General features: G+C 33.9%; 20 protein-coding genes. 15 read left to right on the plus strand and 5 right to left on the minus strand.

Going from position 1 to position 25,733, the window contains the following annotated elements; all coding sequences use genetic code 11:
* Positions 1–224: 224 nt before the first annotated feature.
* From NST49_RS05640 to NST49_RS05655, 4 genes are all read left to right on the plus strand, one after another.
* Complete coding sequence (locus NST49_RS05640) at positions 225–1,424, plus strand: dicarboxylate/amino acid:cation symporter (RefSeq protein ID WP_341047480.1); 1,200 nt, start codon at positions 225–227, stop codon at positions 1,422–1,424.
* Between the two features lie 162 nt (positions 1,425–1,586).
* Complete coding sequence (locus NST49_RS05645; RefSeq protein WP_341047482.1) at positions 1,587–3,263, plus strand: formate--tetrahydrofolate ligase; 1,677 nt, start codon at positions 1,587–1,589, stop codon at positions 3,261–3,263.
* A gap of 34 nt (positions 3,264–3,297) precedes the next feature.
* A complete protein-coding gene (locus tag NST49_RS05650) occupies positions 3,298–3,921 on the plus strand; it encodes a cyclodeaminase/cyclohydrolase family protein (protein WP_301426162.1) in 624 nt (207 codons plus the stop codon).
* A 38-nt stretch (positions 3,922–3,959) separates the two neighbouring features.
* Positions 3,960–4,520: a 5-formyltetrahydrofolate cyclo-ligase gene (locus NST49_RS05655; protein ID WP_023178906.1), complete on the plus strand. Its 561-nt coding sequence runs from the start codon at positions 3,960–3,962 to the stop codon at positions 4,518–4,520.
* Positions 4,521–4,585: 65 nt separating this feature from the next.
* On the opposite strand, the gene NST49_RS05660 is transcribed toward NST49_RS05655, so the two are convergent.
* Positions 4,586–5,029 (minus strand): acyl-CoA thioesterase, encoded by a 444-nt coding sequence (locus NST49_RS05660; protein ID WP_034537373.1) that lies wholly within the window; start codon positions 5,027–5,029, stop codon positions 4,586–4,588.
* A gap of 202 nt (positions 5,030–5,231) precedes the next feature.
* On the opposite strand from NST49_RS05660, the gene NST49_RS05665 reads away from it, so the two are divergent.
* Together NST49_RS05665 and NST49_RS05670 are read left to right on the plus strand one after the other, a co-directional pair.
* Entirely contained in the window at positions 5,232–6,362 is a 1,131-nt protein-coding gene (locus NST49_RS05665; RefSeq protein ID WP_341047485.1) for an exonuclease SbcCD subunit D, read from the plus strand.
* A 1-nt stretch (position 6,363) separates the two neighbouring features.
* Positions 6,364–9,423: an SMC family ATPase gene (locus NST49_RS05670; RefSeq protein WP_341047487.1), complete on the plus strand. Its 3,060-nt coding sequence runs from the start codon at positions 6,364–6,366 to the stop codon at positions 9,421–9,423.
* Between the two features lie 57 nt (positions 9,424–9,480).
* On the opposite strand, the gene NST49_RS05675 is transcribed toward NST49_RS05670, so the two are convergent.
* Entirely contained in the window at positions 9,481–10,035 is a 555-nt protein-coding gene (locus tag NST49_RS05675; RefSeq protein ID WP_023178899.1) for a hypothetical protein, read from the minus strand.
* A gap of 377 nt (positions 10,036–10,412) precedes the next feature.
* Between NST49_RS05675 and NST49_RS05680 the strand changes: the two genes are divergently transcribed.
* The 5 genes from NST49_RS05680 (at position 10,413) to NST49_RS05700 (ending at position 17,111) form a co-directional block, all read left to right on the plus strand.
* A complete protein-coding gene (locus tag NST49_RS05680) occupies positions 10,413–11,279 on the plus strand; it encodes a glycosyltransferase family 8 protein (protein ID WP_341047490.1) in 867 nt (288 codons plus the stop codon).
* 131 nt (positions 11,280–11,410) lie between these two features.
* Entirely contained in the window at positions 11,411–12,259 is an 849-nt protein-coding gene (locus NST49_RS05685; protein ID WP_023178897.1) for a glycosyltransferase family 8 protein, read from the plus strand.
* A 374-nt stretch (positions 12,260–12,633) separates the two neighbouring features.
* The gene (locus NST49_RS05690; protein WP_341047493.1) at positions 12,634–14,394 is read left to right on the plus strand and encodes an ABC transporter ATP-binding protein; all 1,761 of its coding nucleotides are present in this window, start codon (positions 12,634–12,636) and stop codon (positions 14,392–14,394) included.
* On the plus strand, positions 14,381–16,162 hold the full coding sequence (locus NST49_RS05695) for an ABC transporter ATP-binding protein (protein ID WP_034537363.1): 1,782 nt from the start codon (positions 14,381–14,383) through the stop codon (positions 16,160–16,162). Before NST49_RS05690 ends, NST49_RS05695 begins: the two co-directional genes overlap by 14 nt.
* A 196-nt stretch (positions 16,163–16,358) precedes the next feature.
* Entirely contained in the window at positions 16,359–17,111 is a 753-nt protein-coding gene (locus NST49_RS05700; protein ID WP_023178892.1) for an acyl-[acyl-carrier-protein] thioesterase, read from the plus strand.
* A 51-nt stretch (positions 17,112–17,162) separates the two neighbouring features.
* On the opposite strand, the gene NST49_RS05705 is transcribed toward NST49_RS05700, so the two are convergent.
* Positions 17,163–18,128, minus strand: a complete 966-nt coding sequence (locus tag NST49_RS05705) for an asparaginase (protein ID WP_034537358.1) — start codon at positions 18,126–18,128, stop codon at positions 17,163–17,165.
* 229 nt (positions 18,129–18,357) lie between these two features.
* On the opposite strand from NST49_RS05705, the gene NST49_RS05710 reads away from it, so the two are divergent.
* Positions 18,358–19,809, plus strand: a complete 1,452-nt coding sequence (locus NST49_RS05710; protein ID WP_023178889.1) for a DEAD/DEAH box helicase — start codon at positions 18,358–18,360, stop codon at positions 19,807–19,809.
* 204 nt (positions 19,810–20,013) lie between these two features.
* Here the strand turns inward: NST49_RS05710 and NST49_RS05715 are convergent, their stop codons facing one another.
* Positions 20,014–21,642, minus strand: a complete 1,629-nt coding sequence (locus tag NST49_RS05715; protein WP_023178888.1) for an ABC-F family ATP-binding cassette domain-containing protein — start codon at positions 21,640–21,642, stop codon at positions 20,014–20,016.
* Between the two features lie 266 nt (positions 21,643–21,908).
* Between NST49_RS05715 and NST49_RS05720 the strand changes: the two genes are divergently transcribed.
* Positions 21,909–22,376 carry a Dps family protein gene (locus tag NST49_RS05720; protein ID WP_023178886.1) on the plus strand — a complete coding sequence of 156 codons (468 nt, stop codon included), beginning with the start codon at positions 21,909–21,911 and terminating at the stop codon, positions 22,374–22,376.
* Positions 22,377–22,415: 39 nt separating this feature from the next.
* On the opposite strand, the gene NST49_RS05725 is transcribed toward NST49_RS05720, so the two are convergent.
* Positions 22,416–23,459, minus strand: coding sequence for a hypothetical protein (locus tag NST49_RS05725; protein WP_023178884.1), 1,044 nt, complete (start codon positions 23,457–23,459; stop codon positions 22,416–22,418).
* A gap of 149 nt (positions 23,460–23,608) precedes the next feature.
* Between NST49_RS05725 and NST49_RS05730 the strand changes: the two genes are divergently transcribed.
* Together NST49_RS05730 and NST49_RS05735 are read left to right on the plus strand one after the other, a co-directional pair.
* The gene (locus NST49_RS05730; protein ID WP_023178882.1) at positions 23,609–24,571 is read left to right on the plus strand and encodes a phosphoglycerate dehydrogenase; all 963 of its coding nucleotides are present in this window, start codon (positions 23,609–23,611) and stop codon (positions 24,569–24,571) included.
* A gap of 287 nt (positions 24,572–24,858) precedes the next feature.
* The gene (locus NST49_RS05735) at positions 24,859–25,728 is read left to right on the plus strand and encodes a transporter substrate-binding domain-containing protein (RefSeq protein WP_251165626.1); all 870 of its coding nucleotides are present in this window, start codon (positions 24,859–24,861) and stop codon (positions 25,726–25,728) included.
* Positions 25,729–25,733 lie beyond the last annotated feature (5 nt).

Consider the following 25,733-nt stretch of genomic DNA (forward strand, 5'->3'; position numbering starts at 1 on the left):
AAGTAGATAGTTAACCATTAGCTGGCATCCATTCGGTAGTATTCTGAATAGATACCAGCTAATTTTCATGCTTTAATAAATAAGCAACTATTATTTTTAGGATAAAAGAACTATTTTTAATTAAAAAATGGTTAGGAATAAAAATGTATGTTAGGATAATGAAGGAAGATTTTATTGTAAAAAGTAAATTCTTTTTTTTTTTTATAAAAGGAGTGTAAATAAGAATGAAAAGAATCAAATTAGGATTAGTAACTAAGTTGCTAATAGCTATTATTTTAGGTATTATTTTTGGACAGTTGGATTTTTTGCCAGATTTTATTATTCAAATACCCGTTACGATTTCTTCACTATTTAGCAGTGTATTAAGTTTTATTATCCCATTAATGATCATTGGTTTTGTAGTAGTAGGAATTGCCGATTTGACACAAGGAGCGGGTAAATTATTAGGTTTAACAACAGTGTTGGCTTATGCTTCAACGTTAATTGCTGGGATGATTGCATACTTTGTTGCTGTAAATCTATTTCCTTTATTTATTGATGCTAGCTTAAGTAAGGCTGTAGTTGGGGATCAACCAAGTCTTGAACCGTTATTCTCTATTCCTATTGAACCTATGCTGGATGTGACTTCGGCTATTGTTTTTTCATTTATGTTCGGTATTTGTATTTCTTGGTTAAAAGGACAAGGCAAAGGGGAAACGATGTACAACTTTTTTAGTGAATTTAGTTTGATTATCAGCAAACTGCTTAATTCATTTATTATTCCCGGATTGCCATTTTTTATATTTGGTAATTTTGTAAATTTGAGTTATACAGGAAGTGTGTTTTCAATTCTTTCTATTTTCTGGAAAGTCTTTGCGATAGTTATTGGTTTACAACTGATTTTAGTATCGCTCTTCTTTGTTATTGCAGGGTTATACGCGAAAAAAAATCCTTTTACAATGATTAAGAATCAAATTCCAGGATATGTGACAGCTATTGGAACGCAATCATCTGCGGCTACGATTCCAGTAAATTTAGAAGTTGCTAAAAAGAATGGTGTATCAGCTCAAATTCGTGAGTTTGTTATTCCTTTATGTGCTACGATTCATTTATTAGGAAGTATTGTGACAGTAACATCATGTGTAACAGCTGTATTATTGATTTACAATATGCCGGTACATTTTGGAATGATGGCAGGATTTATTGCGATGTTGGGAGTAGCTATGATAGCAGCACCCGGCGCACCAGGTGGAGGCATCATGAGCGCTTTACCGTTTATGACGATGGTTGGTATTGATCCAACGGGGGTGTTGGGAAATCTATTGATTACATTGTATTTAACACAAGATAGCTTTGGAACAGCTGCAAATATTTCTGGAGATAATGCCATTGCTGTAATCGTAGATAAAGTATACTATAGACACATTTTAAAAAAATCCAATTAAAGACAGGCGAATGTACTTCTCTTAAGTACATTCGTCTTTTTATGTAAACAATAAAAATCAAAAAATATTGAGAGATTTTACAATACTATAAGGAATAAAACCAGAAAAATGATAGTATAGAGATAAGAATATTGAGTTTAAGACTAGGCGGAGGGATTACCTATGGAATTTAAAAACGATGTAACGATTGCACAAGAAGCCATCATGGAACCAATAGTAGAAGTGGCTGAAAAATTAGGAATAGACAGTGAATCGATTGAACAGTATGGGAAATACAAAGCAAAGATCAATGAAATAGAAATTGCTGATTTAGATACCAGAAAAGAAGGAAAATTGATCTTGGTAACGGCTATTACGCCTACACCAGCTGGGGAAGGCAAAACAACTACTGTCGTAGGCTTAGGAGACGGACTTCAAAAAATAGGCAAGAAAGCAGCAATTGCTTTAAGAGAGCCTTCATTAGGTCCTGTATTTGGGATGAAAGGCGGTGCAGCTGGAGGCGGGTATGCTCAAGTCGTGCCGATGGAAGATTTAAATTTACATTTTACAGGTGACTTTCATGCCATCAGTGCAGCTAACAATTTACTAGCTGCTATGCTGGATAACCATATTCATCATGGCAATTCACTAGCTATCGATACACGAAACATTACGTGGAAACGAGTAGTAGATATGAATGATCGCCAATTGCGTTTTATCGTTGATGGTTTAAACGGCAAAACAAATGGTGTTCCGCGTGAAGATGGATTTGATATTACAGTTGCTTCTGAGATCATGGCAATCTTATGTTTATCCACAGATATGGAAGAAATGAAAGATAAACTGAAAAGAATCATCGTAGGGTACACTCATGCAGGACAGCCCGTTACAGCTGGTGATTTAAAAGCACATGGAGCAATGGCTGCACTATTAAAAGACGCACTGAAACCGAATTTGGTCCAAACATTAGAACATACGCCTGCTTTTGTTCATGGCGGTCCATTTGCCAATATTGCACATGGCTGCAATAGCATCAAAGCAACGAAATTGGCTTTGAAATATGCTGATTATGTCGTAACGGAAGCCGGTTTTGGAGCTGATCTAGGAGCAGAAAAATTCATGGATATTAAATGCCGGTTATCAGGATTGGAACCATCAGCAGTCGTTGTTGTCGCAACAGTTAGAGCTTTAAAGATGCATGGCGGCATGTCTAAAAAAGAATTGAATAAAGAAAATCTTTCAGCCCTTGAAAAAGGATTACCTAATTTAATGAAGCATATTGAAAACATGCAAACTGTTTTTGGAATGCCAACCGTTGTAGCCATCAATAAATTTCCAACGGATACAGCTCAAGAATTAGCTTTGGTAGAAGAAAAATGCAAACAATTAGGGGTAAATGTTGTTTTATCAGATGTTTGGGAAAATGGTGGGAATGGTGGTCAAGCTTTAGCTCAAGCGGTCGTGAAACTTGCAGATCAAGAAAGTACTTTAACATATGCCTATGAATTAGAAGATTCGTTAATAGATAAAATGACTAAAGTTGTTCAAAAAGTATATGGCGGTGAAGGGATTGTATTAGCTCCTGGAGTAAAAAAAGAAATCAGTCGTTTAGAAACTCTTGGATTTGGGGATTTACCTATATGTATGGCAAAAACGCAATATTCGTTTTCAGATGATAAAAATAAATTAGGGCGTCCAGAAGACTTTACAGTTACGATCAAAAAGGTAAAAGCTTCTGCTGGAGCAGGTTTTATTGTTGTTTTAACGGGTGATATTATGACGATGCCGGGATTACCAAAAGTACCTGCAGCAGAATCGATTGATGTTCTGTCTGATGGAAGAGTCATTGGATTATTTTAATTTCTTATTATAAGAATGAAAGGTGGTCATAGCAATGAAAGAACAATCTATTGAACAATTTTTAACAGATTTGTCAGCAAAAAAATCCACTCCTGGAGCAGGCGGTGCAGCAGCGTTAGTAGCAGCCATAGGATCTGCTTTAGGCAGTATGGTGGGCAACTTTACCATCGGAAAAAAGAAGTATGAATCTGTTCAACTTGAAGTTCAGGAATGTGTACATGAACTGGAAAAGATAAAGATGGACTTAGAAGATTTGATCCAAAAAGATGCGGACGCTTTTTACCCTTTAGCACAAGCTTATAAACTGCCAAAGTCAACTTCTGCAGAAGTAGAATACAAAGAGAATGTTATAGAAAAGGCTTTGGTTGGAGCAACAACTGTGCCAATTGAAATTATGGAGAAAGCGGTACGAGCAATCGAGATTCTTGGAAGCTTATCAAAAATTGGAAATACGATGCTGATAGCAGATGCAGGAACCGGAATACTTTTCTGCAAAGCGGCTTTAGAAGGGGCTAGTCTTAGTGTCTACGTCAATACTGCTGAAATGAAAAACATGCAAAAGAAAGAGGCTTTAAACCAAAAGGCCGATCTTTTAGTAGAGGAAGGATCTTTTCTTGCGGATAAAGTATACAAAAAAATCAAACTTTCTTATAAATAACCCCATTAATCAAAATAAATGGACAGAAAGAGGCAGCAATGACAAAAAAAATAGATAAGCAACTATTGCGTCAGCAAATGATTTCTTTTTTGAAGAGCATTTCTTCAGAAGAAAAAGTAGCAATCGAAAGAAAATTGGAAAAAAATTTATTTGAATCTGAAGAATGGAAAGAGGCTAAAAGAGTTGGGGTTACGCTTTCTCAAGGATTTGAATGGAATACATTCGGTATTATCGACCGAGCTTGGCAAGAAGGTAAAATCGTTTGTGCTCCAAAATGTATTCCAAAGGAAAAAGCGATGACTTTTTATGATTTCACAAATAGAGAACAACTGGAAAAAGGCTTTTACAATCTCATTGAACCAAAACCTCTTGAGACTACAGAAGTGTCTAAAAAAGAAATTGATTTAGTTTTAGTACCAGGACTGATTTTTGATGAAAAAGGTTATCGAATCGGTTTTGGTGGTGGGTATTATGATCGTTTTTTAAGCAATTTTCCCAATCGAACTGCTGCGCTTATATATTCAAGACAGTTAACTTCAAAATTGCCTATTGAACCTTTTGATATACCTGTTCAAAATTTAATTACTGAAAAAGGATAAGATAAATAAGCCCAAGAAGACAAAAGCAACCTGTCTTCTTGGGCTTATTTGATTTTTTTAGATGTCTATTTTGGAATAGATAAATCAACTTTTAAATAAGAATCGAATAAATCATATAATTTAGGCTGTTCTTTTTTCAATGAAAAAGGGCGGTTTTCTTTGTTTAAGAAACAGTGTTTGCTTTCTCCAGTTGTTCGTAATTCACCTGTAGCTTTATCCACTATACGATACGAAATAGTCAGTCTAATCCCATTGAACTCTTCGATTTTAGGAATGATGTACACTCGATCATTGTAACGAACCATTGATTTGTAAATGCAATTTATCGCTAGAACGGGTACGATAACACCTGATTCTTCCATTTTAGCATAGCCAAAACCCATCTGGTCTAATAAATTTGTTCTGGCTTCTTCAAACCAGCGAATATAATTTGAGTGATGAATAATTCCCATTTGATCCGTTTCATAATATTGAGCTTGGTGTTCATATAAGTCAAAATGTCTTTCCATGTTTATGCCTCATTCCTTAGTACTAGTTAATAATAGGATAGCATAAATGAATGGATTTTTTTCAATAAAATAAAACGAGAAAGATCAGAATTTGTTTTCGCTAGCTGGTGTTTTCAAAGGATTTTTCGTAGTATACTTCTTGGTAGAAGAACGTTAAAAATGGATGCTGTTTTTATAACAATGTCACTAAAGGAGAGTACCTATGCGATTATTACATACAGCAGACTGGCACATTGGAAAGATCGTCAATGAATTTTCTATGTTGGAAGACCAGGAATATTTTCTAGATCAAATGATTAAAAAGTTAAAAACAATAGAATTAGATGCATTGATTATGGCTGGCGATTTATATGATCGTTCTATGCCCTCAAAAGAAGCAGTGTCTTTAGCTAATAAAGTGTTAACAAGACTGATTCAAGAAGTCAATGTACCGGTCTTAGTCATAGCAGGGAATCATGATAGCAGTGAACGAGTGGAATATGGAGCAGACCTTTTAGCCACTAATCGTTTGTATATTGAAGGAACAGTAAAAGAAGTGACACGCAAAGTAACCATTAAAGGAGTCAACTTTTATTTACTGCCATTTGCTGACTATGCATACACTAGAGAATTGTTACAAGTTGAAACGATTAAAAGCTTAGAAGACGCTACTAGAGTCCAAATTGAAACGATAAAAAAAGAGATGGATCCTGAAGAAATAAATGTGCTTATTGCACATGGCTATGTTATAAACTTAAGCGATGATACTTCTGAAACGACAGATTCTGAAAGACCCTTAAGTATTGGAACCGCAGAATATGTTAGTGTTGAGTTATTTGAAGATTTTGATTACGTTGCTTTGGGACACTTGCATAAAGCTCAAAAAGTAAAATACGATCGAGTTCGCTATAGTGGGTCATTATTAAAATATTCTAAATCAGAAGCTCGACATAAAAAGCAATTGTCACTTGTTACGTTAGAAAAAGACCATGTGGAGATTGAACCGATCTATATTAAACCAAAAAGAGATATGCGTATTGTTAAAGGATTATTTGATGAGATAATGGAACAACAATCAGAAGATTATCTATTTTTTGAATTGCTAGATGGAAATTTTGTCATTGATGCAATGAATCAATTGAAGCGTCGTTACCCAAATGCAATGGGTTTGGAATACGTTGCTAAGAAAGAACGAGAAGAAAATTCATCCATAAAGCATCAAGAACAATTGGAAAAATTATCTATTCAAGATATTTTTGCTGATTTTTATACACATTATAAAGAAAAAAATTTAACAGATGAGCGCAAAGACATTATTGACAATATATTGCATCAAATGGAAAGAGGAGAATAAAGTGAGACCATTAAAGTTAGTTATGAATGCTTTTGGCCCTTATAAAGAAAAAGTGGTAATTGATTTTACTCAATTCCAACAAGAAACGCTCTTTTTAGTAAGTGGGCCAACAGGAGCAGGCAAGACCACCATTTTTGATGCCATTGCATATGCACTATACGATGATGCTAGTGGGACAAGCCGAGGAAAGGATTCTTTTAAGTCACAATTTGCTTCTGATGACATACTCTGTTTTGTAGAGCTGGAATTTGAAATAGCTGGGAAAAAGTATTTTATAAAAAGAAGCCCAGCACAAAAAGGACCAGGAAAGAATGGGAAATTAAAGAATTGGTCTTCAGAAGTTGAATTTCACCATAATGGTACTGTTACTACTAAAATTAATGAAGCAAATAAAGAGATTCAAGAATTGCTTTCATTGTCATATGAACAATTCAAACAAATAGTAATGCTGCCGCAAGGTGAATTCAAAAAAATGCTGGAGTCTAATAGTGCCGATAAAGAAAAGATTTTTCGAAATATTTTTCAAACTGACACCATCAAGGAATTTCAATCGATTTTAAAAGACCAAGCAAATAATCTGAAACGTGAAATAGATCAAAGTGAAAATACGCTGCAACAATTTGTAGGAATGATCAATAAAGACGTTAATGAAACATTAAAAGAAGCGATTGCCTTTTTTGATGTTCCAACAATTTTAAAAGAATTAACGACTTTAGTAGAAGATTACCAAACAAAGATTGGTACATTAGAAAACGAGTTGTCAGCCTTAAATGGAAAATATCAGACAAATCAACAAAAAATCGAATGGTTAACGAGATTAGAGTTTCTTGAACAGGAAAAAAACTCTTTAGAATCAACTAAAGAGTTGATAGAAGCAAAACGATTAGAGATAGAGTTGGCAAAAAAAGTCGAAACTTGTTTGGAAGCAAAAAAACAAGTTGAATCCTTAACCCAACAAAGAATGTCTATTGAAAAAGAATTACTGGAAGAACAAAAACAATTGGTTGATATTTCAGAGCAATTCATAGAAGCAAAAAACCGTTATGAAATTTTACAGACTGAATACAAAGACCTGCCTGCTAAACGTGAATCTTTGACCGATTTAAAAGAGCAAGAAAAACAACTCAATGAACAAGTGACTAAAGAACAGGCAAAGGTCTCATTAGAAAATGAAAATGAAGAAACGCAACAACTAATTGTCTTGCTTACCGATCAAGTTATAAGGGAAAATGAACAGCTAGATAAAATAGATTATGAATTAAAAGAAATCCAACTAGCTAAAGTAAGCATTATGGATAAACAACGTGAGGCAGCTAGACTGCAGCAAGAAGAACACCAACAGATAAAAGAACAAGAAGCGGTAATCGATTTTTGTGAAAATCTAGAAAAACAAACCGTTAAAGTAGAAGCGTTTCAAGAAATTGAATATGTCTTTACTCAAATTGAAAAAAAATACCAAGAAAAAAGAGTAGTATACAATCGAAATCTTGCGGGTATATTAGCTGAGGAGTTGGCAGAAAATGAAGCATGCCCGGTATGTGGTTCTCTTCATCATCCTTCTCCTGCAAAATTAGCGAACGATACAATCTCAAAAGAAGCCTTAGAAACGTTAGAAGTAGAGAAAAACGAACTTGGAAAGCAATTTGATCGACTATCTATTGAACTTCAAGGTTTGAATGAAGTGATTCAAACAAGTGAAGAAAAGCTGTCTATTCAACGAAGCGAGGTATATGAGAAACGAGCTAAACTTGATGAGCTAGTGTCTGAGAATCGTATAAAACAAGACAGGATTACAAAAGAAATCGCTGCTTTGCAAAAAATAATGGACAAGGAAGAGCAAGTAGAAGAGCAAAAACAAGAAATTTTACAACAAATAAGAGAAAAAGAATCGAAAATCCAAGTACTTCGATCTACGATACAACACAATGTGAAACGGATAGATGAATTAAAAAAAGACATCGATACTCTAAAAATAAGAACAAAATCTAGTAGTCTGTCTGAAATCCAAGCACAAATCGACAATAGAATAAAGGAAATAACAACGATTGAGCAGGAATACGAAGAAGCTCAAGAACAGAAAAGTACATTAGAAAGACAACAAACTCAGTATCAAACAAGTACAACATCTTTTGAAAAGCAGCTAAGTTTATTACTTGAACGTGAGGCAGATTTGAAAGAATTGTTCCATCAACAGTTAAAAATAAATCAATTAGATGATACGTTTGAAAAATATGTAGTGAAAAAAGAACTAAAAGAACAAATGATTGAGGAAATAGAATCATTTGATAAGAAAAGTTGGGCGAATCAAGACGCTATTTTGGAGCAAAAAAGAAAACTTGAAAAAGAAGGAAGTAGTCACTCTATTGAAGTGTATCAATCTCACAATCAAGAAATAGAAAACCACAGCAGAACATTAAAAACACAACAACATGAGCTGATTGGAACGGAAAAAACGGTTCAATCTATTCTTTCTCAAATTCAATTGAACTATCAGACAAAAAAAGGGCAACAAGAAGAATACCTCATGTACAAAGAGTTAGCTGAGATTGCTAATGGATCTAAAGAAACAGAGTATATTTCATTCGAACGATATGTATTAGGGATTTATTTTGAAGAAATTATTGAAGCTGCAAATAGTCGATTTACACAAATGACTAATAGTCGTTATTCGCTTATTCGCAATAAAGAAAAAACAAAAGGAGCGGGTCCTAAAGGCTTAGATCTAGATGTCTTTGATAATTATACAGGGATGAAAAGAAGTGTGAAAACTTTGTCTGGCGGGGAAAGTTTTAAAGCTTCTTTAGCACTGGCTTTAGGTCTAAGTGATGTGATTCAAAATCATAGCGGTGGAGTGAGCGTAGACACTTTATTTATTGATGAAGGTTTCGGAACATTAGATACAGATTCATTAGATAGTGCAATTGAAACATTGGTTGAATTAAACCAAAGAGGTCGTTTGGTTGGAATTATTTCTCATGTAGAAGAACTAAAAACAAGAATCCCGGTTCATATTAAAGTGACTAAATCATCAAAAGGCAGTTATGCTGAAATTAAAGTGTAAAAAAAGGATCGAGATTTTTCTCGATCCTTTTTTGTCTATTCAAATAAATTCATTCGTTCAGTAAGACATCTGAGTTTTAGTTTGTTCTTCAGAAGTCGTTAAAAGATAATCCAATAATGAGCCAGAATAAATTTGTTCAAATAATGGGACTTTGCTTAAATCTTCTGGTGTAACAAAGTAGGATTCTTTTTCAAATTGATAGATGTCACTTTCTTTAAGAACAGAGGCAACAAATTGAGAACAAAAGAAAGCATCACTTCGATCAAAATCAATATTTAAAGCTAAAGTAACTAACCCAATTAAGTTAAAGCGGTAAAGATCTTTCGTTTGATTGTAAAACGATAAAACATCGACTAAACGGTCGTATTGCTGTTCAGATACTTCACAAGAATAAATAGCACATTGTGCTCTTAAAAAATAATGGCGTGATAAATCTTCCTCTATAAATCCACCTGAAAAGGGATTGTAAGCATGTTTTCGTCCAAAACTATAAGGTTTTAGTAATCCTGGTTCTAATGCAAGAGAAGCATGATTGTATTTTGCTTTAGTATATAGTTTGATTGTTCTAGAAAGAACAGTATTCGTATCCGTTAGCATTAAGTAAATTTTCATTACAAGACCTTCATTTCTTTTACTTAGTTATTCTATCCAATTAAATGACCTAAATGTTTAATAGCTAAAAAATAAAAAGTATGGGTAATTATACCAGTTCTTTTTTAGTATACATGAAATCAAAAAAAATTCTATGGAACTTAAGAAATAAAATTCATTTTTAAATAGTAGAAGAAAGCAAGTGAATAGAGGGTGTAAGCGCTTTGATATAGACTGCCTTTTTAAAAATTATAAAGTAAACGTTGTTATACCAAGGCGTATCGTTTGTAAAAAAAGGAAGAAAGAGGTAGAATTTTGTATATAATAGAAACCAAATTTTAATTATTTATTCATTTATTTTTAATTAATAGACAAATAAATAGAAAGGATGATTGGAAATGGGAGAAAAAAAACTGATTCCAATTGTAAGTGCTGCAGATAATAACTATGCACCTTATTTAGGTGTCACCCTAAAAACGATTTTAGATCATCTTAATTCTGAATATGATGTAGCGTTTTACATTATTGATGATCATATATCTACGGAAAGTAAAAATAAATTAAAGCAAGTTATTTCCAATCATACGGCTCATACGGCAACACTTGACTATTTAGAGGTTGATTCCGAGTTGTACGCAAATGTAATGGAAAGTGATCATATCACTCAAACAGCTTACTATAGAATCTCTTTACCAGATTTGTTGGAAGACAAACATTACAAAAAAGTATTGTATATAGACAGTGATGTTTTAGTATTGGATGATGTATCCAAATTGTATGAAACAAATATTGGCGACAAAGTAGTTGGGGCTGTTGTTGATCCTGGACAAGCAGTTGTTCATCCAAGATTAGGAATCGAAACAGAAGACTACTACTTTAATTCTGGGTTAATGATCATTGATTTAGATAACTGGCGTAAAGCGCAGATTACTGAAAAAACCCTAGCTTTTCTTGAAAATCAAATGGATAAAATTATTTACCATGATCAAGATGCTTTGAATGGAACGCTTTATGAAAAATGGTATGCTCTTCATCCTAAATGGAATGCACAAACTTCTTTAGTATTTGAACGGCATCAGCCTCCAAATGATGAGTATGCTAAATGGTATAAAGAAGCCGTTAGCCAACCATCCATCGTTCATTTTACCGGTCATGATAAACCATGGAATTCAGATGAATTCCATCCTTATACTGATCAGTATTTAAAAGAATTGAGTCAAACGCCTTTTAGCGATACAGCTGTAAAACAAAACGCAGTTAACTAGAATAGTAAATAAGATCGATACAGGTTAGAGGAGAAACTCTTCTAAAGTGAAAATTAGCTTATCTTGTTTTTAGTACAAAACAAGTAAGGCAATAACTAAAATGGTTTACAAATCTTAAGGAGGAATTACCAATGGTTGAACAAAAAAGTATCTCAATTGTTTCATCAAGCAATGAAGCGTTTGTCCCGCATTTGGCTACGCTCTTTCTTTCACTACTAACAACAAAACAAACAAATACAACTTTTCACTTTCATGTGATTGATGACAACATTTCACTACGCTCAAAATTTTTATTGAATCGTACAGTAGGAGAATACAATGCAAGAATCAGTTATGTCACAATTGACCCAACGGATTTCTCAGGCGCTGTAGAAAGTGATCGTATTCCACAAACGGCTTATTACCGTATTTCAATACCTAATCTATTGAAAGAAAGTAAACGTGCCATTTATATGGATTGCGATATGATAACCTTAGAAGATATTGAAGCACTTTGGGAAGTTGATCTAGGCGAAAATTTACTGGCTGCAGTTGAAGATGCAGGTTTCCATAATCGTTTAGAAAATATGGGAATCGAAAGTGAGTCCGACCTTTACTTTAACTCTGGTTTAATGGTTATGGATCTAGAAAAATGGCGTGAACAACAAATAACAGAACAAGTTTTGTCTTTCATTAAAGGTAATCCAGAAAAATTAAGATTCCATGATCAAGATGCGTTAAATGCCATCTTACATGATAGATGGTTAGAATTAGATCCTCGTTGGAATGCACAAACCTATATGATGTTAAATGAAAAAGAACATCCAACGATTCAAGGACAATTAAAATGGGATGAAGCTAGAGAGAACCCTGCTGTCATTCACTTCTGTGGCCATGCTAAACCATGGAATGCAGATTCAAATCATCCATTCAGAGATAATTACTTTGACATTCGTGAAAAAACATTTTTCCCAATGAAGAAGGAAACGAAATTGCTCTAAAGTCTGAACAGACTGTTCATTAATGGTAATAAGAAGGGCTGGGATGCTTATCCCAGCCCTTTTGCATCGTACAGGTTGAAGTCTTAAGGTGAAGTTTGAAAGTTAATGGTAGTATAAATAGTTTAGAAAGAAAAGCGACCCGCTGATTTATTCTAGTGAGCAGAATAAGTGTATTCATTTTCTTTATCAAATATAATAAATAAGTAAGCATGAATGAATCATGTAAACTAGTATAAATAAAAAACAAATTTTCTTATTTTTTTATTGCTACACAAAAAAATTAGTGGAATGCTTGTCAGCAATTTATTTGTTAATTCAGCATTTTTCATAGAGTAGTGTAGCAATGAAAAGCTAAGATAAGGAGGCATTGTTGTATGAGCAGTATTAAATGGGTTTCTCAATACATTCAATCGAATAAGGTAAAAGCTTTAGTAGGAACGATTATGGTTATAATAGTAGCTGTATTGAATATTGTTTCCCCGTTGATCGGTGGAGAAATTGTCGATAAGGTTATTGTGGACAATCAAAGGAATATGCTTGTTCCTTTATTAGCTTTAATGATCGGTGCTACCGTATTGAGGACAGTCATGAGGTATGTATACCAGATTATGTTTGAACACATAGGGCAGGATGCTATTTATCAAATGAGAGAAGATCTTTATAAAAAACTACAAGAACTCGATTTTGCTTTTTTTAACAATACGCGAGTAGGAGATATTATGGCCCGCATGTCTGGTGATACAGATGCAATTCGCCATGCTATTTCATGGTTAACCTATAATGTATTAGACAATATTTTATTATTGGTTTCAGCTATTTTAGTTATGGGATTTATAGAATGGCGTTTAATGTTAGCTTTATTAGTTGTTACACCTTTTATTGGGGTATTAACAATTTTATTATCAGGAAAAGCAAATGCCGTTTATTATGAGATTCGGGAAAGTTTTTCAAGATTAAATTCAATGGTAGAAGAAAATGTCAGTGGAAATAAGGTAATAAAAGCCTTTGCCAGAGAAGATTATGAAAAAGAAAAATTTGATAAGTATAATGATGATTACAAGCAACGCAATATGGATTCTGCTAACGTAACAAGAACTTATTTACCACCATTAGAAACATTAGCAGGCTTTTTATCGGTTATTACAATTGGTTATGGAGGATTTTTGGTTATTAACGGATCAATGAGTTTAGGCGATTTGGTTACTTTTAATGGATTCATATGGATGTTAAACTTGCCAATGCGAAATGTCGGTTGGTATGTAAATGATTTACAACGGTTTATTGCTTCTTCTTATAAAATCAGAGAAATGTTAGCGGCTAAACCAATGATTCCGATTGAAGAAAAAGAATCTGCACAAACAATCCAAGGGATCGTTGAATTTCAAGATGTTTCATTCTCATTTGCAGATGCTCCTGAAACACCTGTATTAAGTCATATTTCTTTAAAAGCTAAGCCTGGTATGACAATTGGGATTTTAGGGGAAACAGGTTCTGGTAAATCAACCTTAGTCAATATGATCTCGCGTTTCTTTGATCCTACGGAAGGTAAAATATTGATTGATGGAATTGACGCAAAACAATGGAACGTAAGAGAATTAAGAAGTCATATTGCGATTGTTATGCAAGACGTTTTTCTATTTTCAGATACGATTCAACAAAATATTTCATTCGGAACTCCTGGAGCAGATATGGAAAATGTTCAAAAAAGCGCACGAGTGGCTGATGCTGATCCGTTTATTCAAAACATGCCGGATCAATACAATACGTATTTAGGCGAACGAGGCAGTGGTTTGTCTGGTGGTCAGCGTCAAAGGATATCCTTGGCCAGAGGATTAATGAAAGATCCTTCAATATTGATCTTAGATGATACAACTTCAGCTGTAGATATGGAAACAGAAGTGAAAATTCAGCGTGAATTAGGTGAAATCATGAAAGAAAAAACGACCTTTATCATTGCCAATCGTATTTCTTCTGTGAAATCTGCTGATGAAATCATTATCATGTCTAAAGGGGAGATTATCGAAAGAGGAAATCACGCTTCTTTATTAGACAAAAAAGGGTACTACTATAGAATTTATCAGAAGCAATTAGGCCAAGCTGATGAAGAGGAGGTAGAAACAAATGGAACAGACTAATCAATCCATTGAAGAAAAAAATACCCAAAAGAACAGCACAAATATGTTGAAAAGAGTAGGGGGATACTTAGCTCCTTATAAGAGCGGCTTCTTAAAACTCCTTTTTGCAATTTTAGTATCCAACATTGTTTTAGTCCTTGGGCCATACTTTACCAGTATCGTCATTGATGAAAGTATTCCAAACAAAGATACGACTCAACTAATATGGATCATTGTGTTATTTTCGGCGGCTCAGTTATTTGGCGGGTGGTCTTCAAGGTATCGGATCAAAAATATTACATTATTAGGACAAGACGTATTAAAAGATATGCGTACGGATGTCTTTGTACATTTGCAAAAACTTCCATTCTCATTCTTTGATAGTCGTCCGCATGGGAAAATCGTTACACGAGTAGTGAACTACATCAATTCATTAAGTGATCTTCTTTCTAATGGTTTGATCAATGTTCTATCAGATGTCTTCAGTTTAGTGGTTACCTTAATCATTATGTTTGCTATGGATGTGCGGTTGACGCTTTACAGTTTTATCCTATTGCCTGTTTTATTCGTTGTGACACTTGTCATTCAAAGAGAACAGCGTAAAGCATATGAAGAAGTCAGTAGCAAACAGGCAGAATTAAATGCTTATATTCATGAAAGTGTTGCTGGAATAAAAGTTACTCAGTCTTATACAAGAGAAAATGTGAATAAAGATATTTTTGCAGAAGTTAGTGAAGGACAACGAACAACCTGGATGCATGCAGTCAAAATTCAATTTTTACTAGCTCCATTTATCCAAAACATCGCAACGATCACTATCTCAATTATTTATTTTATTGGTTTGAGTGGTTTTGGTGTGGATGTTTCTACAGGGGTATTGATAGCCTTTATTGGTTATGTGAATAACTTTTGGAACCCAATGATCAATATCGGAAACTTTTATAATAGTTTAGTGACTGGTATGGTTTACTTGGAACGTATTTTTGAAATCTTGGATATTGAACCAGAAATCCAAGATGCACCTAATGCTTTTGTTATGCCCCCAATACAAGGTTATGTTGTGTTTAATGATGTGAAATTTGGCTATAAAAAAGATCAACCTATTTTTGAACACCTTTCTTTCAGGGTCCGTTCTGGTGAAACAATCGCACTTGTGGGGCCTACAGGCGCCGGTAAATCAACGATTATTAACTTAATGACTCGATTTTATGATGTAGATGATGGAGAAATTTTAGTTGATGGTATAGATATTCGAAAAGTAACCTTGAATTCTTTAAGAAATGAAATAGGGGTCATGTTGCAAGAGACATTTATTTTCTCAGGAACGATCATGGAAAACATTCGTTTAGGGAAATTGGATGCAACTGAAGAAGAAATTATACAAGCTGCAAAAATAGTCCGAGCCCATGATTTTATCATCAGTTTAAAAGATGGTTACCGTACAGTTGTTAAAGAACGCGGAAGCACCTTATCTGCTGGGCAAAGACAATTGATTTCCTTTGCTCGTACCTTGCTGGCTGATCCTAAAGTGTTGATACTTGATGAAGCAACTTCTAGTATTGATACACAAACAGAAATTTTGCTGCAAGAAGGTTTGGATCGATTGCTAGAAGGAAGAACAGCGTTTATTATCGCACATAGATTATCTACCATAAAAAATAGTTCGCGTATTTTTTATATCGCAGATAAAAAAATTCAAGAATCAGGAAGCCATAACGAATTGATGGCTCAAAAAGGGTTGTATTACAACCTATATTCTACACAAGCTGAATTGCTGAAAAAAATGTAGTTTTAAGCAAGTGATATTAAATAGAAAAAGGTCTTAGACAACTGTCTTTGGCCTTTTTCTATGATTTCAAAAATAGTATTTTTTCTTAGGTTTATAATGATTTAGTAAATAAATACTCATCTTTATTTTCAGGTATTTTTAATAAAAATATGCTATTCTAAAAGAAGGATTTTTTATAAGGAAATGAGGCTTTTAAATGAGCGGAAAAGTATATAAAAAAGAACACCAAATCAAATATTATGAATGTGATACAACACAAAAAATGACAGTCTCCATGTTACTAAACATTATGTTACATGTATCTGGTGAACAAAGTTATTCATTAGGCGTAGGAGATGAAGTTTTAGCAGAAAAAGGATTAGCTTGGATAATTCTTCAATATGAAGTAAACGTTGACCGGATGCCGGCTTTTTACGAAACCATCAACATTACAACACAAGCCACTTCTTATAACAAGTTATTTTGTTACCGTACGTTTAAAGTTTATGATGAAGAAGGCAATTTATGTGTGACAGTCAACAGTACATTTGCTTTAATGAATATAAAAGAGCGGAAAATGGCTCGTGTACCTGATGAAATTGTAGCACCTTATGGATCAGAGTTCTCTAAAAAATTGATTCGGAGTCCAAAACCAGAAAAAGTTGATGAAGAAACAATGCTTTCTAAAGAGTATCGTGTCAGATACTTGGATATTGATAGTAACCGTCATGTGAACAACTCGAAATACGTGGAGTGGGTCATGGATACATTAGACCTTGAGTTCTTGACGTCCCACGAAATAGAAAATATGACAATCAAGTTTGAAAAAGAAGTTCATTATGGTCAATTGATCCATAGTGAAATGAGCTTGACGAAACAAGAAGAGGGTAAAGTTCTTACTGCTCATCGTATCGTGACAGAAGGTATCATCAACTGTGAAGCAAGCATTCTGTGGAAAAAGGCTCGTTAATTAAGAAGACCAAAAAAAACCGTTCATTTCATATGAACGGTTTTTTTTTAGTTAAAAGTAATTTTCAAGTGAATGAGTCAAGGTAGCTTGACTCAATACTACTTGTAATTTAATACGGGCTTTAGGTCCGGATAAACCAGTAGCAAAAATAACGCCATCTTCTTTCAACTGTTTACCGCCACCCATATAGTCATAGACATCCTGTGCAATACCGTTAAATGAACGTGAGACAAGAACGACTGGAATATTATTGGCTAAGACTCGTTTAAGAGCAGGCAAAGTAGCAGGCGGTAAGTTACCTGCACCTAGCGCTTCAATAACGAGTCCATCAGTAGTAGGTTGATTTACAGCATCGAATAAGGTTCCATCCATACCTGCATAAACTTTTAGCAGGTAAACTTTTTTATTTACAGTGTTGATCGAATAAATTTCTTCTTCAATTAGTTTTTGGAAGAATAAAACTTTGTTTTTTGAGATTAAACCGATAGGGCCAAATGTTGGTGTTCGGAAAGTGGCCACATTGCTTGTATGCGTTTTGGTTACATAACGTGCAGTGTGGATCTCATCATTCATTACTACTAAAACGCCTTTTTCTTTAGCTTCTTCAGCTAAAGCCACCCAAATGGCACTTTGAAAGTTATATAATCCATCTGAACCGACCTCATTTATTGATCGCATAGCTCCAGTTACGACAATGGGAATAGATGTTTCAAGTGTGAGATCCAAGAAGTAGGCTGTTTCTTCCAATGTGTCAGTCCCGTGAGTAATGACAACGCCATCTGCTTCATGAGCAGCAATTGCTTGTTCGATTCGATTTTTTAAAATAAGCATTTTATCAGGTGTCATATGCGGAGACGGCAAATGGAAAAAGTCTTCCACAATCATATTCGCGACATTATCAAATAAATGACCACGCTTTTTTAACGGATTTTCTGAGGTGGGAGAAACTTTTCCAGTTGTTTGATCCTCACTCATGGAAATAGTTCCACCGGTATGTAATACAAGAATAGTTTTCACATTGAACCCTCCTATAAGAACAAAAAAAATCATCCATAAATCATTTTCGTTAAGTAGTATACCACGTTTTGTGGATATCTTACATGGGCTTCAATAAAGAAAAGACAAATGAAAGGATGAGAGTTTTGCCACTATGTAAGGGATTTTACCAAATTATCGCTTTAAAAAACAGTAATTTAGTGAATATGCTGTTATACTAATAGAAAAGGAACAATTGAAAGAGGTTATTATGAATAAAAAGAATACATTTGAAGAATTTGCTATTAGTGATGAAATTATTGTTGCATTAACAAGTTTACGTTATTTCCATCCTACTAAAGTTCAAGAAGAAGTGATTCCTGTAGCGTTAGAAGGAAAAGACGTTATTGTTGAATCACAAACGGGAAGTGGAAAAACGGTTAGTTATGGTTTACCACTATGTGAAACTGTTGATTGGGAAGAAAATAAACCACAAGCACTTGTCTTAGTACCCACAAGAGAATTAGCTATTCAAGTAAAAGAAGACATTATGAATATCGGTCGTTTAAAGAGAGTAAAAGCTACAGCAGTATATGGTAAAGCTTCGTTTGATACTCAAAAATCTGAATTAAAACAAAAAAGCCATATTGTTGTAGGAACACCTGGTCGAGTATTAGATCATTTGCAAAAGGGAACGTTTAAAGTAGAGAAAATAAACTGCTTAGTCCTAGACGAGGCTGATGAAATGTTAAATATGGGATTTGCCGATCAGGTAGAAGCCATTATTAACTTTTTACCAGAAGAACGCCAAACATTATTGTTTTCAGCAACTATGCCAAAAGAAATTGAACGTATAGCAAGTTTCTATATGAAACCTGACAAACAATCGATTCAAATTCAAACAACTGAGTTATCTAAACCAAAGATTATTCAATCGAGTGTTAAGGTACAAGAAGACAAGAAAGAACAACAGTTGCTAGATTTATTAACTGTGGAAAACGCAGACTCATGCATCATTTTTTGTAATACACAAGAAGCTGTGAACAACTTATATACATTTTTAAATAAAGCTGGTTTGCCAATAGATAAGATCCATGGCGGAATGGTCCAAGAAGATCGGTTTTCTGTAATGGATGATTTTAGACAAGGAAGATTCCGTTATTTAGTAGCTACGGATGTTGCTGCTCGAGGAATTGATATTGATAACATCACTCACGTTGTGAACTATGATGTTCCTGTGGAGAAAGAAAGTTTTGTCCATCGTACTGGCCGTACAGGTAGAGCTGGAAAAACAGGAATGGCATTGACTCTTGTTACACCTAGAGAAGAAAAATGGTGGAATGAAGTTAAGGATTACGCTAAACAATCTGTTATCGAAATCTCACTGCCAAGTGCTCGTACGGTACAAAGTCATAAATCGGCTTTTGAAAAGAAATTACAAGAACGTCCGCCATTGAAACAAGTTCGTTCAAAAGAACTAAATCGTGGTATTACTAAAGTTTATTTTAACGGCGGTAAAAAGAAGAAGATACGGGCAGTTGATTTTGTTGGAACAATCGCTAAAATTCCTGGAATCAATGCAGATGACATTGGAATCATTACGATTCAAGAAAATGTGACGTATATTGATATCTTAAATGGTAAAGGTCCTCTGGTCATCGAAGAAATGCAAAGTCGTACTGTTAAAGGTAAAAAATTAAAAGTACACAAAGCTAGAAAATAAAAAAAGAATGCCTCTAAAAGCTGATCATTATTTGATCACTTTTAGGGGCATATTTTAATTTTGCTTCACTTAACCATGAAATGATGTTTCATAGCTTAAACCGTAAAGAAATGATAATCCGGATTGATTTTTGAGCAAATTGTTGCGAAAAGAGGTATTGGATAAAAAATAGAGTTGAGACAAAAGTCTCAACTCTATTTTTTATTAGTTAGCGTACAAAGCAGCAATTTGTTCTTTAACTGATTTGTTGTCTAGGAATTCATCATAAGTTGTTTCAGCGCGATCAACGACTCCATTTGGAGAAATTTCGATAATGCGGTTTGCAATGGTTTGGATAAATTGGTGGTCATGTGAACCAAACAATATTGAGCCTTTAAAAGCAATCAAACCATCATTTAAAGCGGTAATAGATTCTAAGTCCAAGTGATTTGTAGGATCGTCCATTACTAAAACGTTCGATTTACTCAACATCATTTTAGATAACATACAACGAACCTTTTCTCCACCTGAAAGAACGGATACTTCTTTTAGTACATCTTCACCAGAGAAGAGCATACGACCTAAGAAACTACGTAAGAATGTATTGTCATTTTCTTCAGCAGAAGCAAATTGACGCAACCAATCTACAACGGTTAACTTTGCATCAGTAAATTCGTCAGTAGTATCTTTTGGTAAGTAAGATTGAGAAGTCGTTACTCCCCACTTAAATGTACCAGAATCTGGTTCCATTTCGCCCGTCAAAATTTTGAATAAAACAGTAATAGCAATATCATTTTTACTTGAAAAGGCAACTTTGTCGTCCTTATTTAACGTAAAAGTAATATTATCTAATATTTTTTTGCCGTCAATTGTTTTAGAAATATTTTCAACACGCAAAAGGTCATTTCCAATTTCGCGTTCAGGAGTAAATCCAACAAATGGGTAACGACGAGAAGAAGGTTGAATATCATCTAAAGTAATTTTTTCTAACATTTTCTTACGAGAAGTCGCTTGTTTCGACTTAGACGCATTTGCACTAAATCGAGCAATAAAGGCTTGTAATTCTTTGATTTGCTCTTCTTTTTTAGCATTTACGTTACCTTGTAATTTAGTAGCCAATTGACTTGATTCCAACCAGAAATCATAGTTTCCAACATATAACTTGATTTTACTAAAATCAACGTCAGCCATATGAGTACATACTTTATTCAAGAAATGACGGTCATGGGAAACAACAATAACGGTATTAGGGAAATCAATTAAGAATTCTTCCAACCATTCAATTGATTGTTTGTCTAAACCATTGGTAGGCTCATCCAGTAAAAGAACATCTGGTTTGCCGAATAAAGCTTGTGCCAGTAATACTTTTACTTTTAATGACTCTGTTAATTCGCTCATTTTTTTATCAAGCATATCTTCTGTAATGCCTAATCCTTGAAGCATAACTGCAGCTTGAGGTTCAGCTTCCCAACCATCTAATTCAGCGAATTCACCTTCTAATTCGGCAGCTAATAGACCATCTGCATCAGTAAAATCTTCTTTCATGTAGATAGCATCTTTTTCTTTCATAATGTCATACAAACGTTTGTGTCCCATAATAACTGTTTCTAAAACAGTATATTCTTCAAAGCCATAGTGATTTTGACTTAAAGTAGTCAAACGTTCGTCAGGACCCATTGAAACATTTCCTGTTGAAGGTTGGATATCACCAGCTAGTATTTTTAGGAAAGTTGACTTACCTGCACCATTTGCACCTATGAGACCATAACAATTGCCGGGAATGAATTTTATATTTACATCATCGAACAATTTTCTATCTGAAAATTGTAAACTTACGTTAGTTACTGTAATCATTTAATTTAGTTACCCCTATTCTTTTATATATCTTGACCATTTTAGCACAAATAATTGTTAAATGCGATGGTAGGAGATTTTTTATTATTATTTAGTAACATTCTATAGAAGAAGATTACAAGAGAGCGCTTAATTAGTAATGAGCTAATCGGGGTTTAATAATTGAGCTAAAAAAAAAGACCTTTTACTAGACTATTATTTCTAGTTAGATTATAATAAGTATAAAGTAATAAATAAAACAATTAACCAATAGGAGGAATAGCAGAATGGAAAAACAAACAGAAGTACAAGAATTGCTAAATGAATTAGTTGCAACTTTTGGTGTATTCAATATTAAATTGTATCAACATCATTTTTATGTCAAGGGACCTCATTTCTTCAAACTACATGAAGAATTCGAAGAACTTTATGATGGAGTAACAGAACAATTTGATGAATTAGCTGAGCGATTGATTGCAATCGGTGGAAAGCCTTACGCTACTTTAGGAGAATTTTTAGAACACTCTGTGGTTAAAGAATCACCTTATGACAGCAAAGAAACGGCTGAAGAAATGGTTCATTCAACTGTTGTAGACTATAAAATTATTGATGAAAAATTACAAAAAGGGATTGTTCTTACAGGTGAAGCTGGGGATGATGCCACTCAAGATCTACTGATTGGTTATAAAGCTGGAGTGGATAAAACGATTTGGATGTTACAAGCTTTCTTAGGTAAAGACCCATTAGAAGATTAATATAAAAAAGGAAGTGAGATAAATTCTCACTTCCTTTTTTTATCTTTTGATTTCAGAAAAAATGTAGAGTTCCAAGGACTGTTCTTTAAGAATATGCAACTGATTTCGATAATTTCTGGTTCGAGTGTAGATTCTAAATTTTAGTACATCTTGAGCTGGAAGCTCTAATAATTTTTTGTTTTGTAACGTCACTTTAAAATTGGGAGATGAAGCATCTACGATCAAAGATGAGGAAAAATCCATTCGTTGATCATTTGCAGCTGCTGATTTTAATTCTAAACGAATAGATTTTGACCGATATAAAGCATTTTTCTTTATTTTTGTGCGATCCATTTCAAAAGAAAATAAATAGCCATCTTGCATAGAAGGTTTGTCTAATGATAGTGGTAATGGATATTCTTGTAGTTGTTCATGAAGGTTATTTTTCGCCAATGAATCAATGGGCGCGCAATCAAGTACATGTAATTGTCCTTTTCGTTCATTAAATTGGATAAAATAAGCAGGATGAACAGGATCTTTACCATATTGAATAAGATTATGATGGTCCCAAGTTGCGTGAGACGCAAAGTGAGAACTTAGTTGAAAGATGCGAACAACTTTTTGCCTCTCGAGTTGCTCATAATAGTATTGAGTAGAAAGCAGATATTCATAAAGCCCAGCATCTCCAGCAGACAAAGCCATTCTTCCTGCAGTAGATAAAGAGATAGAATAAACCGGTTGCTCCCAAATACGTATCCTTTCAGTGTCTTTTTTTGTTAAAGAAAGACGATAAAAACCAGTGTAATCAGAGAAGTACAACGTATGATTGAAAAGAGCACTATCATAAATCGTTTCAGAAAAAGAAAGAGTCCGTTCTAAAAAAGGAGCTAAATCATCAACGGACACATGCAACTGTTCCGTTGGCTGTGGTTCAAGGTAAATTGGGCGATCTACATAAGCAAGTTGGGTCAACCACTTATTCCAATTGTATATTTTTAGTTCTTTTTTATTAGTCCATAAATAAAACTTTCCGCTATAAAGTTGAAAATCATGAAATTGACCATCAATAATCAACTTAGTTGTTAATAAATGTTCTTTATCCATCAAAACACCCCATTCTAAACCCCTGTCTTTCACTCTATTGTACCATTTATAGCTTTAAAAATAACAGAAAATGAAAATAGATAAGGGATATTCTTTGATATCTTATTTTGTAATGAGATAATAGAAGAAAACAATGAAAAGGTGATAAAATGACTGAAAAAAGTATTTTACTTATGCAAGAAACAACTAAAGAACAACTTCAGACGTTAAAAGAATTAGCTCCAGGCTATAAGTTGATTAAAGGTTGGGAGATGGATGAAAAAGAAATTCCTTTAAAATCTGTGGAAATTATATATGGGTGGACTGGACAACGATCAGAGGAACTATTAACAGATGATAAACACACATTAAAATGGGTACAAGGAAAAGCAGCTGGTGTTGACTTTCTTGATTTAGAAAAGCTTGAAAGAAATAAGATTTTACTTACAAATGGAAGTGGGATACATAGTATTCCTATTGCAGAATCAGTTTTTGGTATGCTGTTAGCTCACGCTAGAGGGATTCAACAAGCTGTTAAAAATCAGCAGACAAAAACATGGGATCAAGTAAATAAGTTAATGGAATTGCATGGAAAAACGATTTTGATTGTTGGGACCGGTAAAATTGGAGTTGAAATTGGACGATTAGCTAAAGCATTTAATATGAAGACGATCGGTGTAAACCGTAGTGGAAGAGATGTAGATTACATGGATCTGTTAATTAAACAGCCAGAACTAAAAGAACAAGTGAAACAAGCAGATATTGTGGTAAATATCTTACCGCATACAGATCAAACACATTATTTCTTTAATGAAGATATTTTCTCGCAAATGAAAGAAGGAACGCTCTTTATTAATGTAGGAAGAGGCCCAACGGTTAAAACGGATGATTTAATAAAAGCTCTAGATAATGGAAAATTAGCTTTTGCCGGTTTAGATGTTTTTGAAACAGAACCTTTGCCAGAAAATAGTGAATTATGGGGTAGAGAAGATGTTTTGATTACTCCTCATATTACCGGGATTGCAGAACATTTCAAAAAAAGATTATTTGCTATCTTTGAAGAAAATTTAAAAGCTTACTTAGCTGGAGAAGATTTACCTAGAAACTTAATCGACTATGATCAACAATACTAAAAGTTTGATTAAAAGTAATAAGAGAACACCTCGCTTCAACTAGGAGGTGTTTTCTTATTGTCAAAAAAGAGACATTAATATAACAGTTTTTTTCTGTGTTTCATTTTGAATAAAAACAAAATTGTTTGTTAATCATCCTTTCGTGATGTTGATTTAATGGTATTTTTGTTTAGCTGACAAGAAAAGTATTAAAAGAAATAAAATCTTTTTAGGATAAGTTTGACTACACAGTTAAGCGCTGTTATTCTAATTGAGGAATTTAAAAAGAGGGTAAAGGGGATAGTAACGTGTTAAAAAAAATAATGAGTTTTGGGTTAATAACTTTTGTGTCAATGACTTTAGCAGCTTGTGGATCAAATGAATCATCTTCTGCTTCATCAAAAAATACTTCAGACACAATGTGGAGTGAAATCGAAGAAAGAGGAACTTTAAATGTAGCTACATCCGGAACGCTTTATCCAAGTTCTTTCCATGAATCAGAGACAGATAAGTTAACAGGATACGAGGTAGAAATTATTCGTGAAGTTGCTACTCGATTAGATTTAGATGTCGATTTTACAGAAATGGGTGTAGACGGTATGTTGACTTCTGTTAATAGTGGAGCAATTGACGTCGCTGCTATGGGCATAGACCGTGATGGGGAAAATGCTGATAAATACAATTATACGATTCCATATAAATATTCTTTTGGAGCAATGGTTGTACGTGAATCAGATAATTCGGGTATTGAAACGTTAGAAGATTTAAAAGGTAAAAAAGCAGCTGGAGCAGCTACGACGAGCTATATGAAAGTTGCAAGACATTATGGAGCTGAAGAAGTGATCTATGATAATGCAACAAATGACCAATATCTTCAAGATGTAGCGAATGGACGTACAGATGTTATATTGAATGACTTTTATTCACAAAAAATGGCTGTTGCTGCTTTACCGGAGATACCAGTAAAAGTCCATGACATTTTTTATAATCCTAGTGAAACAAATTATGCGATTAAAAAAGGAAATGATCTGTTAACTGAAAAAATCAACACGACCTTAGAAGAAATGAAAGCTGATGGAACTTTGACAGAATTGTCTAAACAATTTTATGACGGCGAGGATGTATCGGAACAGATTGATTATGAGTTTCCTGAAATCGAATTTGAGGAAGGCGAATAGAAAGT

Source organism: Carnobacterium sp. FSL W8-0810 (genome assembly GCF_038007125.1).
GTDB lineage: Bacteria > Bacillota > Bacilli > Lactobacillales > Carnobacteriaceae > Carnobacterium_B > Carnobacterium_B inhibens.

What these genes read in the sequence shown, in the direction of transcription:
- NST49_RS05640 (WP_341047480.1), top strand. Translation starts at nt 225, where the DNA reads ATGAAAAGAATCAAATTAGGATTAGTAACTAAGTTGCTAATAGCTATT.
- NST49_RS05645 (WP_341047482.1), top strand. Translation starts at nt 1,587, where the DNA reads ATGGAATTTAAAAACGATGTAACGATTGCACAAGAAGCCATCATGGAA.
- NST49_RS05650 (WP_301426162.1), top strand. Translation starts at nt 3,298, where the DNA reads ATGAAAGAACAATCTATTGAACAATTTTTAACAGATTTGTCAGCAAAA.
- NST49_RS05655 (WP_023178906.1), top strand. Translation starts at nt 3,960, where the DNA reads ATGACAAAAAAAATAGATAAGCAACTATTGCGTCAGCAAATGATTTCT.
- NST49_RS05660 (WP_034537373.1), bottom strand. Translation starts at nt 5,029, where the DNA reads ATGGAAAGACATTTTGACTTATATGAACACCAAGCTCAATATTATGAA.
- NST49_RS05665 (WP_341047485.1), top strand. Translation starts at nt 5,232, where the DNA reads ATGCGATTATTACATACAGCAGACTGGCACATTGGAAAGATCGTCAAT.
- NST49_RS05675 (WP_023178899.1), bottom strand. Translation starts at nt 10,035, where the DNA reads ATGAAAATTTACTTAATGCTAACGGATACGAATACTGTTCTTTCTAGA.
- NST49_RS05680 (WP_341047490.1), top strand. Translation starts at nt 10,413, where the DNA reads ATGGGAGAAAAAAAACTGATTCCAATTGTAAGTGCTGCAGATAATAAC.
- NST49_RS05685 (WP_023178897.1), top strand. Translation starts at nt 11,411, where the DNA reads ATGGTTGAACAAAAAAGTATCTCAATTGTTTCATCAAGCAATGAAGCG.
- NST49_RS05690 (WP_341047493.1), top strand. Translation starts at nt 12,634, where the DNA reads ATGAGCAGTATTAAATGGGTTTCTCAATACATTCAATCGAATAAGGTA.
- NST49_RS05695 (WP_034537363.1), top strand. Translation starts at nt 14,381, where the DNA reads ATGGAACAGACTAATCAATCCATTGAAGAAAAAAATACCCAAAAGAAC.
- NST49_RS05700 (WP_023178892.1), top strand. Translation starts at nt 16,359, where the DNA reads ATGAGCGGAAAAGTATATAAAAAAGAACACCAAATCAAATATTATGAA.
- NST49_RS05710 (WP_023178889.1), top strand. Translation starts at nt 18,358, where the DNA reads ATGAATAAAAAGAATACATTTGAAGAATTTGCTATTAGTGATGAAATT.
- NST49_RS05715 (WP_023178888.1), bottom strand. Translation starts at nt 21,642, where the DNA reads ATGATTACAGTAACTAACGTAAGTTTACAATTTTCAGATAGAAAATTG.
- NST49_RS05720 (WP_023178886.1), top strand. Translation starts at nt 21,909, where the DNA reads ATGGAAAAACAAACAGAAGTACAAGAATTGCTAAATGAATTAGTTGCA.
- NST49_RS05725 (WP_023178884.1), bottom strand. Translation starts at nt 23,459, where the DNA reads ATGGATAAAGAACATTTATTAACAACTAAGTTGATTATTGATGGTCAA.
- NST49_RS05730 (WP_023178882.1), top strand. Translation starts at nt 23,609, where the DNA reads ATGACTGAAAAAAGTATTTTACTTATGCAAGAAACAACTAAAGAACAA.